This is a genomic window from Coleofasciculus sp. F4-SAH-05, from assembly GCF_040222985.1.
Lineage (GTDB): Bacteria > Cyanobacteriota > Cyanobacteriia > Cyanobacteriales > Coleofasciculaceae > Coleofasciculus > Coleofasciculus chthonoplastes.
On the sequence record NZ_JAVKBY010000181.1, the window covers coordinates 35,369 to 46,187 of the forward strand.

Here is a 10,819-nt window from a genome sequence, read left to right on the forward strand (position 1 = left end):
ATGACTAAGGACAAATGATAAATGACTAACACTGATTTAGCCTTCACACCCGCCTTAGAACAAGCGCAATTAATTCGCCAAGGTCAAGTATCTCCCTTAGAATTAGTCGAACTGTATTTAGCCCGCATTCAACAGTTTAATTCTCAATTGGGCAGTTATTTTAGTGTCGCCACTGATATGGCGTTAGCGGATGCCAAAGCCAAGACTGAACAGTTGACGCAGATAAAAGACAGTGCTGAACTGCCCCCCTTTTTTGGCGTACCCATTGCCATCAAAGACCTCACAGCTGTCCAGGGTTTACCCTGTAGCTACGGCACACCGATTCTCAAAGATAAAATAGCGCCTTATGATGATGGAGTCGTTACCCGGATTAAACAAGCTGGCTTCATTATTTTAGGCAAAACTGCCACCTCAGAAGTTGGTTCGCTTCCTTATACCGAACCCCCAGGATTTCCCCCAGCCCGTAATCCTTGGAATTTAGAGTACACCCCAGGTGGATCAAGTGGGGGGTCTGCTGCGGCTGTTGCTGCTGGATTATGCCCGATCGCCCAGGGGTCTGATGGGGGCGGTTCAGTGCGTGGACCTGCCTCCTGCTGTGGCGTGGTGGGGATTAAACCCGCACGGGGTCGAGTATCCTTTGCCCCAGTGGGCGATCGCCAAAATGGGATTGCCGCTAATGGTGCTTTAGCCCGCACGGTTGCGGATGCGGCGGCGTTGCTGGATGTGATGTCCGGTTATATTCCCGGTGATCCCTATTGGTTACTTGATCCGGAGGTATCATTTCTGGAAGCCACTCGTCAACCGCTGGGTCAATTGCGAATTGCCTTTTCTACAGCGATACCCCCCCTAGGGGATGCCGCAGAGGTTTGTCAGCAGGCGGTGCATGAAACGGCGCGGCGCTTGGAAGAGATGGGACATCAGGTGGAACCGGGTTGTCCAGATTTTAGCGGTTTAATTGAACCTTTTCAAAAGGTGTGGCAAGCGGGGGTAACGGCTACAGGAATTCCCGTGGCGGCGTTAAGTCCGATGAATCAGTGGATTGCTGCCCAATCGGGTTCGGCTGGGGAGTATTTGCAAGCCGTTGCCCAGATGCAGATTATATCACGACAGATTGTCGGATTTTTTGACAAGTTTCAGGTGTTGGTGCTTCCGGTTTATATGCAGCCAACAATTCGGGTGGGGGAATGGGCGTCTTTAAGTCCAGAGGAAACGTTGCAAAATATTATTCGTTGGATTGCGCCTTGTCCTCCATTTAATGCCAGTGGACTACCCGCGATCGCAATTCCCACGGGATTTGACTCAAAGGGTTTGCCTGTGGGAGTTCAGCTAGTGGGACGCCCTGCGGCTGAAGCGACGCTGATTGCGTTGGCTACCCGGTTAGAAGCGACAAATCCGGGGATTCACCAGCGTCCAGCTTTAGAGTAGTAAGGATTTGGCGTTTGTTAATTCAATCTACACTTGTGGGACAAGTGCCATAATCGAATATTAACAAGGATTAAGCTGTCATGCATTTAAATTGCGTATTAGTAGCGAGCTTTCTGGCTCGCACTACAAGGATTTCGTCATTGTTGACATTAAGGTTCGAATGCCGAACAGCTTACAGCATTTTTGAATTATTTTATTATAGGCACGTCCGCAACCTTGGGCTAATTAAGCGTCATACTCTGATTGGTTGCACAATAATCTCGACAATTAATCGCTTGTTCCGAATTGGCAATAGAGGGATGGATGGTACATTTGAGACGATGATCGTTGGTAAAAAATTGACAGTGGCTACAAGGGATTTGATGCATGCGCTTGGCATTTGCCACACCGTCTTTAATCGCCAACAAGACTGTCAGCAGACCCAGGATTACTATTGCCCACGCTAGACAAAAGCACAGAGGTATGAGAAAAGGCTGAATCGCCTGAATTAGGGGGTAGAGAACTTGAAACACAATCTATCCTGTCTGACAAATCAACCAAACCAATAGTATTATTAAACCTAATCTGAATGATTAGTTTTGGCAATTATATCAAATTATGCCCGATCACAAGTACCGCAAGCTTGGCAGTCAATCTGTCTTAGTCTGCACGTTCCGACGCATGTACAGATATGACTATGTGTGCATAGTTCTGCATAGATTTTTCGGAACGGTGCATGGGTACTCCAGGAAAGAAGGAGATAAGAGAGAATTGTCCCAATCCCCAATTACCCTTAAAAAGGAATATCATCTAAATCTTTCTGGGTATCGGGAACCGGGGTAACGTTTGGCACAGTAGTCGGTTCATAAGTCGGCTGATCCATTGGCGATGAATAATCATAGTCCTGATTTCTCGGTGCTGAGACAGGTGCCGGGGTTGGAGGGGTTGGGCGCGATCGCATGGGAACAACATTCTCGTGAGGCTTGGGTGATGATGGGATTGTTGTCGTCTGCATCGTTGGGGAAACGGTAGCTGTTTGTAGCCCCATGTCCGTATCTGCACCCAGTTTATGAACTCGATAAGTGGTTAATTCAGCCCGTTTTTCTTTAAATCCTTCGGGGCGCTCAATTGTATTCATACTCAGACGCCCTTCAAGGACTACAAGATCACCAACCCCATAGTTTTCCTTGATTTCTTGAGCCAAATTGCCCCAACCGACTACTTTGAGTGTTGAAGGCGGATCTTCGGATCGCACACTGGGAAACTGCACCAGCATTTGGGCAATAGGGGTTTGATTATCCGAGGTGTAACGCAGTTCTGGATCTTGAATAATTTGTGCCATCAAGACGCAGCTATTCATCGTTAATATCTCCTGGCGCTTTAGGTAATAGATCTAGTCACTGATTGACCGTGACTGCTAGTTGAGTCGCGCTTATGTTTGGGACAATTGGTCATTTAAAAAACCATATTAGCCCATTCTATCATCACTCTGATAGGAGCTATTGACTCTTTACCCAGCAGACTTATGTTGACCAACGAAAAAAGAGTCCGTTGCTATAACTCAACGGCTTCCTTCTTTAAGGTTAGAACAAAAGTACTATATTGTCAGGAGGGGAGAGAAAGTTTTGGCCCAACGTGCTTGCTCAAGGGAACCTGGTTTGTCGGGGCGGGTTTAGGGACTTTATGGTTGGTGATGGTAACGTTGGTACGAAACCAGCCCTGACTGTTCCAGACGTAGCTACGTCTGGAACAGTCTTAGACAGTCGATTCAGCTTTGGGCAGTTCTAACCCTTGCTCTTGTTCAATGAACTCTTGCACATAGGTGCGATATTTTCTCAGATTTGCATCGACCCAATCCCGATCATCGCTGTTGGCAAAGACATGGACTAGCGGTTCTCCAGCATCCGGCAAAATCAATACCCAACTGTCTGTGTACCGATCCACAATTTTAACCCCATCAATGAGTTCTAAGTCGTCATTAGCATGGGTTTCGACTAAGTGGCGCATTAATGCCCCTTTCACCGTCCAAGGACAGCGCATGGTATAGATTTTGTGGCAAACCCGAGGCAATTCGCTGCGAATCTGACCTAAGGATCGCTCTTGAATCGTCAACATCTCAATCAACTTGGCGATGCAGAACATGGCATCAAATCCGGGATGGAGTTGCGGGAAAATAAAGCCCATTTCCTCAGAACCACCCAATATCACATTAGGATTAGTTTGAGACGCTTCCATCAACGCCGCCGGATTCGCTTTAGTACGAATCACTCGACCATCATGACGACGGGCGATTTGTTCCACAGCACCGGAGGTATGAACCGGAACCACTACGGTACTGCGAGGATGAGCCGTCAGCATCACGCTAACCATCAGCGCGGTTAGGGTTTCCCCCCGCACGGGCATTCCGGATTCATCCACTAAAATGAGTTGTTCCCCATTCGCGGACACCTGCACACCAAAATTACCTTTAAGGGCTTCAACCACTTGACCGAGTTGGGTGAGCAATCCTTCTCGTTCATCGGCGGACAGGGACATTTGATGTAAGCTGGCATTTAGGACAACTGCATCACAGCCAAATTTTGTCAATAAGACAGGGAGAACCGCCCCAGATACTGCATAGGCATAATCAATCACTAATTTCGCGCCACTATTGCGGATCGCTTGCACATTTAAATGCCGCTCAAAGCCGACGCTATAGAGATCGAGTAACTGGCTGGGGTAGTTAACATTGCCGATTTCTGGAATCGGGGATCGACGCAAGTCTTCTTTGAAGTAAGCCCCTTCAATTTTCTTCTCCTTCGCCTTAGAGATATTGATGCCGTGGGAATCAAAAATTTCGAGCAGAATATAGTCGGGGCGATCGGGGTGTACCCGGGCATGAATCCCCCCGGTAACGGCGAGGGTAGGTACAACTAAACGAGCAATGGGGATGGCTGTATCTTCCAAATTCTGGACGTGAACCCCCACAGACATCAACCCGGCAATTAGCGATCGCGATACCATGCGAGAGATACTGCGCTGGTCACGAGAAACGGTGACTTGAGACCCCGGTTTTAAGGTTGATCCGTAAGCTGCACCCAATTTGACGGCAAACTCTGGCGTAATATCAATATTCGCCAAGCCTTGAACGCCGCGCTGACCAAAAAGATTCCGTTGCGCTGTATTTCCCCAAATCAGGTTCATGTTTAACATGGCACCCGATTCAATTTTCTTGCTGGGCCAAACCCTCACACTGGGGCTAATTTGCGCTTCTTCTCCCACGGTGGACAAAGCACCCACAACCGCACCTTCTAAGACATGGGCACGACGATCCACCCGGGTTCCTCGGCAAATGACACAAGCCCGCAGATGGACTTCATCGCCAATAATTGAACCATTCCAGAGAATCGGACGCTTCAGGTCAGCGTAAGCCCCAACGGTGACATTATCCCCAATGACGGTTCCTGCCTCAATATTCACCCCTGGACCAATGCGACAATTACTGCCAATCAGGGCTGGGGTTTCGATTTTAGCTGTGGCGTCAATGGATGTATTTTGTCCCACCCATAGTCCTGATCTCTGTTCTTCGTAGGCAAAGTCAATCTCTACTTTTCTATCTAAGGCATCGTAATGGGATTCGCGGTAAGCATCCAGGTGTCCCACATCACACCAATATCCATCCGCGACAAAGCCATACATGGGTTCCCCTTTTTCTAGGAGTAGGGGAAACAGGTCTTTAGAAAAGTCAGATTCTGTGTTTTCGGGCAGGTAATCTAGGACAGAGGGTTCTAAGATGTAAGTCCCGGTGTTTACTGTATCTGAGAAAATCTCACTGGTTGAGGGTTTTTCTAAAAAGCGGCGAATCCGCATTTGCTCATCGGTAATCACTACGCCGAATTCCACGGGATTGGGGACGCGGTAGAGAACAATGGTGGCTTTCGAGTTACGGCTTTTGTGGAATTCAATGGCGGCTTGCAAATCAAAGTCGGTGATGCTGTCACCACTGATGACGATGAAGGTATCATCAAGTAATTCGGCAATGTTTTTCACGCATCCGGCAGTACCTAGGGGTTGGTCTTCTTCAACGGCATAAGTCATTTGTACACCAAAGTCACTACCATCTTGGAAATAATCCCGCATCACATCGGGGAGGTAGTAAAGTGTAGCAATGACTTCGGTGATGTTATGGCGTTTGAGTAGGTTGATAATGTGTTCGGCGATCGGTCGATTGAGTACCGGCACCATGGGTTTGGGCAGATCACAGGTTAGTGGTCTCAGACGTGTTCCCGAACCGCCTGCCATCAGCACTGCTCGCATAAGTCCTCCTAAAAATTTTTGGCTTCACGGTGTTTGAACCGTATATTTTTCTATTTATTGTCTCGTTTAACTAAGCTAGCAAGTTGACATCCTCACCGCCTACAAGGAAGGTGATTCCCAAAAGCGTCAAACAGCGATAGCTGAATGTACTTTCGGTGGGGTCATGCTACAACTGAACCATAGATGGATGGATGAATAGGTAGACTATAACTGAACTTAATGCTACTTTGACTTGTATCCGGGATCAATTCTACCTAGGACTGAAATGTTGAATTAAAAAAGCTGAAAGCTTTATTTTACAATTAATTCAAGGATTCGTATATCTCCAGATATAACCGGAGACGTTTTGGGAGAGTTGGTCTAAAATGAGTGAATTAGTAGGCTCGCTTTTGCTCGGCTGAGGCTTTGCGGTCGGTGTGAAACAGTCCCTGATTCGGTTTCTTGGGGGTTAATTGAATGGGAAAAGTATTAGTTTTGCTTCTCGTGTTGGGAATTTATGGCTACGGCGCTTGGAAGTTCTGGACGGGGTTCAATCGGACAAACTTCAACCGCAGTCTGCCTAACCGGATTTATTTGTCTCTGTTGTGGCCCGCTTTGATTGTGGCAAATAAGTCTTATCGGAAAAACTTTACCAAAGCGCTGAAAGGTCGGTAGGTAATGCCTGCGAGTCAACGGCGTCTTTGGCTGATTGGTGGAACAAGTGAGAGTGTACAGTTAGCAGAGGCGATCGCGTCTGTAGATCTACCTTATCTGGTTACGGTGACAACAGCCGCAGCCAAGTCACTTTATCCTCAAACGCCAAATTTACAGATACAAGTGGGGCGCTTGAATGGGAAGCAGATTGAGCAGCTTTGTCAACAGCAGCCTATTACAGCCATACTTGATGCCTCTCATCCCTATGCGGTGGAAATTTCCCGAATTGCGATCGCGACGGCACAACGTTTCCAAATTCCCTACCTGCGTTTTGAACGTCCTAGGGTTGAGGGAGATGGGGACAGGTGTAGAGACGTGCCATGGCGCGTCTCTACAGTCAGGGCGGGTTTTGAACAAACGTTATCATCAACAGCGAAACCAAATTCCCTAAACCCGCCCCTACAGACGAATAATCAACCCGCTGTGATTACCTTAGACAGCTTTGAAACGTTGGTGACGGGTGATTATTTGAACCAGCAACGGGTACTGCTGACAGTGGGTTATAAAGTTTTATCCTTATTTCAAGACTGGCAAGCGCGATCGACTCTATTTGCCCGGATTCTTCCCGCCGTTACGTCTCTAGAGGCGGTTATAGCAGCAGGATTTAGTCGCGATCGCATTATAGCCCTACGCCCCCCTGTACCCGTTGAATTGGAAATGGCACTCTGGCGTCACTGGGATATTTCACGGGTAGTGACTAAGGCGTCTGGGGTAGCCGGGGGAGAGGCGACGAAGCGACAAGTGGCGGCGCAGTTGGGAATTCCATTAATTGTCATTGATCGTCCGGTGGTAACGTATCCACAACAAACCAGTGATGTCGCTGTAGCGTTGGAGTTTTGCCAGAGATATTTATGAATGAGCGAAACATAGACCTGAATCCTTACAATTGGATATTAGTATGTTCAGAAACAGAAATGACCGTGATGTTGACCTCAGTGGTGCCCCCTATCACCCTGTTGCTTTAATCCAATTGTTCAGCCGGGTAAAAATGGATTGAGTCAACTGATTAAACTGTTGCTGGCGATACCACTTTTGAAACGCTTTCTCATAAGCGTCTCCTTGAAGTTGATAAGTATTCCACGTCTTCAAACCCAGTCCGGCTCCCCAAAACAAGAGAATATACAACGCCCAGGAAAGCTGACCAGCACTGAGCAAATTAATCACAACTAAAAAGCTATTAACGATAATATATTTGCCAAACCGCTGCTTTAATTGGCTGCGTCGATATTGTTCAAACTCCTGGCGCTTGTACTGCTGTTGTTGCTGAAGCCGCCATTCCTGTTCCGCTAGTTGGAGGTTCGCTGGCGAGATTCCCAATTCAGCTGCAATTTCTACAAGCTGCGTCCGGGAAAACTCACCGCCATTGGCTTGACGGACGATCGCGAGATTCAGGATTTGCTGGAGTTCTTCTTGGTGATAAGACTGGATAGTGGTGTGTTCAGAAACAGACATGACCTATATTAAGAGTATGAGTGAGCTGAAGTATGAAAACAATAGATAGTGGCAAATCGAGGTTGTCCTTCCTCTATTATTATCGACGACACCTAGACAGACAGGAAAGACCCGCTGATGTTCACAACCGAACCCCTGGGATCGGATTTTACGAAAAATAATAGTGGAACGGAAGTTTTACATTTCGTTACGATAGATTCAGACTCCAAGGAGGACACTATAAAAAAAACGTTTTCAACGGGCAGTAGATTTGAGGTAATTCGTATGAACGGTAGTATTCGTGTTGGTAATTTATTGGGGATTCCCTTTTACGTAAACCCCTCCTGGTTTTTAGTTCTAGCTTTGGTCACCTTTGAGTTTGGGGGGTATCTCAGCGGGTTTGCCGGATTGACAGGTCTTTTACCCTGGGTGCTGGGATTCGTGGGTGCGCTGTTGCTATTTGCCTCGGTTTTAGCCCATGAATTGGGACATAGTTTAGTCGCCATTCGCCAGGGCATTGAGGTGAAATCGATTACCCTGTTTCTCTTTGGGGGTCTAGCTAGCTTGGAGAAAGAATCTCAAACGCCAGCCGACGCATTCTGGGTCGCGATCGCGGGTCCTTTAGTTAGTTTAGCCCTTTTTGCCCTATTTACGGGTATCGGCGTGAGCAGCGGCGTCTCTGGTCCCTTGGCAGCCATTCTCAGTTTACTGGCTTCGATCAATTTAGTCTTAGCCCTGTTTAACCTGATTCCTGGCTTACCTTTAGATGGTGGCAATATCCTCAAGTCCGTGGTTTGGAAAATCACCGGGAATCCCTATCGAGGTGTTGTTTTTGCCAGCCGGGTTGGTCAGGTTGTGGGATGGATGGGAATCAGCATCGGTATCCTTTCTGTCTTGGGACTGAGTAATTTTGGTAGTATCTGGACGCTATTAATTGGGGTATTCCTGCTGCAAAATGCGGGTATGTCGGCGCAATCAGCCACCCTACAAGAAAAACTTCAGGATCTCAAAGCTGAAGATGCGGTAATTCCAGAGAGTCCAATTATCTCGCCTGATCTGTCGCTGCGGGAATTTGCCAACAACTACATTATCGGCAAAAAAGAATGGCGCAAGTTCTTGGTGACTGATGAACAAGGACAATTGATCGGTGCGATCGCGGTTGATGATCTCAAAACTGTCCCCACCTCGAACTGGACAACGACTCCAGTCAGCGAACTGATCCAGCCTGTGGATTTGGATGCGATCGTCAAATCCGATCAGTCTCTGTTAGAAGTGATTACGCTGCTGGAACAAGGCAAATTTACTCAATTGCCTGTGGTGCGCGAAAATGGAGTCCTGGTTGGACTATTGGAAAAGGCATCAATTGTTAGTCTCCTAGAGAAGCGAACTCAAACCAATCCCGCTTAAACCTATTGGCGTCACTGAAATTAAAGACTTAAGCTTGATCCCTCGACTAAAGTTCGGGGGATTTATCGTAAAAGGCGACAAGGCTACAAGGCACAAGGGCAGAAGGTAGAAGGTTTATTACGGGTACGTGGCATTTGGGTTGTCAAGAAAGTCCTAACCTTTATAGCGACAGCTATATAATATTATTGGCATCGTTTCGTAAAAGAAACACCATTGGTTCTCTTGTAGGGGCGACCCGCTGGCATCAATTAATAACGGTAGTCTACTAAGTTTTTCGGGTCGCCCTCTACTCAAACCCTCGTTTTGTCAAAGGTGTATTAGGAGGTTAAAGAGTGATTCAGTGAAAACAAAACTTAAGCGATTAATCTTTTGGTCACGAAAGTTCTCAGTTCATTTCGTCGCTTATTTTTGGAAGTTACCCACTTGGTCTGTTGTTTTCGGCGCAACAGTTCTAGTTATCACTGTTATCTTGATAACGGATGAAACCTCTAAATTATATAAAATCATAAATAATGTCGAAGCGATTAGTATTTTTGCGGCGGTTGTTTTATTTTTAAAAGAAACGCCGAATCGAAAAAAACAATTCTATTACCAAGCTTGGCGCACAATAGACGCTGCCCATGGACGACAAACTAGCTATGCGCGGGTTCAAGCCCTGCAAGATTTGAATGAAGAGGGGGTGAGCTTGAGAGGACTTAATGTTCCGGGCACTAATTTACAACGGATTAATTTACCGAAAGCATTTCTCTATGAAGCTAACTTACAAGAAGCTAATTTAATTACCGCTGATCTGAGTAACAGTCATCTGGATAAAGCGAAACTGAATAAAGCGAAACTGAATGCCGCCAAACTAACAGGCGCTTGCTTGATTGCGACGGATTTGAGTGAAGCGGATCTAAGTGAAGTTAACTTGAAAGGGGCTGATTTGATTGATGCAAACCTGAACCATGCGAATCTTATTGGTGCGAATTTAAGGGGGGCTGATTTGAGTCGAGCAGATTTGAGTCATGCTAATCTGAGTCGAACAGATTTGAGTCAAGCTGATTTTATGGATACTAACCTAAGTGATGCTGACTTGAGTGGAGCGAATCTGAGTCATGCTGACTTTAATAATGCGGATTTGAGTGATGCGGATTTGAGTGGGGCTAATCTGAGAAATACTGATTTTACCGATGCTAATTTAAGTGGTGCTAACTTAAGCGGGGCGGATTTGAGGGGGGCGGATTTGAGTGATGCGGATTTGAGTGATGCGAATCTGAGTGATGCGAATCTGAGTCAAGTTGATCTCAGCAACGCTTATCTTGATGGGGCTAATTTCCCCCCCACTCCCTTAAAAAAAAACGAGACTATTGTCTATAATCCAGACGCTAGAAAAAAGGTTTAAAACGGGTAAATTCAAATAAAAATGTAGGGGCACGGCATTGCCCATCCGCGTCAACTTAAGGTGAAAAGCTCGGTTGAGCAAGGGTGTTGGGTGTCGGGTGTCGGGTGTCGGATGTCGGGTGTCTGTTGGAGGCTAAAAAACCTAACACCTACCACCATTGACCTCATCTATTCATCCACAACGTTTTTTCCAAACAGGAAACTT

At 46.8% G+C, this 10,819-nt stretch carries 9 protein-coding genes; 5 read left to right on the top strand and 4 right to left on the bottom strand.

The window, feature by feature from the left end; translation table 11 throughout:
• The first annotated feature begins 21 nt into the window (after positions 1–21).
• Positions 22–1,425: an amidase gene (locus RIG27_RS21495; RefSeq protein ID WP_446348524.1), complete on the top strand. Its 1,404-nt coding sequence runs from the start codon at positions 22–24 to the stop codon at positions 1,423–1,425.
• 221 nt (positions 1,426–1,646) lie between these two features.
• Here the strand turns inward: RIG27_RS21495 and RIG27_RS21500 are convergent, their stop codons facing one another.
• The 3 genes from RIG27_RS21500 to RIG27_RS21510 form a co-directional block, all read right to left on the bottom strand.
• Positions 1,647–1,937, bottom strand: a complete 291-nt coding sequence (locus RIG27_RS21500; RefSeq protein WP_446343485.1) for a hypothetical protein — start codon at positions 1,935–1,937, stop codon at positions 1,647–1,649.
• Between the two features lie 260 nt (positions 1,938–2,197).
• Entirely contained in the window at positions 2,198–2,764 is a 567-nt protein-coding gene (locus RIG27_RS21505; protein WP_446343483.1) for a single-stranded DNA-binding protein, read from the bottom strand.
• A 395-nt stretch (positions 2,765–3,159) separates the two neighbouring features.
• Positions 3,160–5,700, bottom strand: a complete 2,541-nt coding sequence (locus tag RIG27_RS21510) for a sugar phosphate nucleotidyltransferase (protein ID WP_446348526.1) — start codon at positions 5,698–5,700, stop codon at positions 3,160–3,162.
• Between the two features lie 456 nt (positions 5,701–6,156).
• On the opposite strand from RIG27_RS21510, the gene RIG27_RS21515 reads away from it, so the two are divergent.
• The gene (locus tag RIG27_RS21515) at positions 6,157–6,354 is read left to right on the top strand and encodes a hypothetical protein (protein WP_446348528.1); all 198 of its coding nucleotides are present in this window, start codon (positions 6,157–6,159) and stop codon (positions 6,352–6,354) included.
• Positions 6,355–6,357: 3 nt separating this feature from the next.
• Positions 6,358–7,248, top strand: a complete 891-nt coding sequence (locus RIG27_RS21520) for a precorrin-6A/cobalt-precorrin-6A reductase (protein WP_446348529.1) — start codon at positions 6,358–6,360, stop codon at positions 7,246–7,248.
• 93 nt (positions 7,249–7,341) lie between these two features.
• On the opposite strand, the gene RIG27_RS21525 is transcribed toward RIG27_RS21520, so the two are convergent.
• Positions 7,342–7,845, bottom strand: coding sequence for a 2TM domain-containing protein (locus RIG27_RS21525; RefSeq protein ID WP_446348531.1), 504 nt, complete (start codon positions 7,843–7,845; stop codon positions 7,342–7,344).
• Between the two features lie 264 nt (positions 7,846–8,109).
• Here RIG27_RS21525 and RIG27_RS21530 point away from each other — a divergent pair, with 264 nt between their 5' ends.
• Entirely contained in the window at positions 8,110–9,231 is a 1,122-nt protein-coding gene (locus RIG27_RS21530) for a site-2 protease family protein (protein ID WP_446348533.1), read from the top strand.
• 340 nt (positions 9,232–9,571) lie between these two features.
• Positions 9,572–10,615, top strand: a complete 1,044-nt coding sequence (locus RIG27_RS21535; RefSeq protein WP_446348535.1) for a pentapeptide repeat-containing protein — start codon at positions 9,572–9,574, stop codon at positions 10,613–10,615.
• The last annotated feature ends 204 nt before the right edge of the window (positions 10,616–10,819 follow it).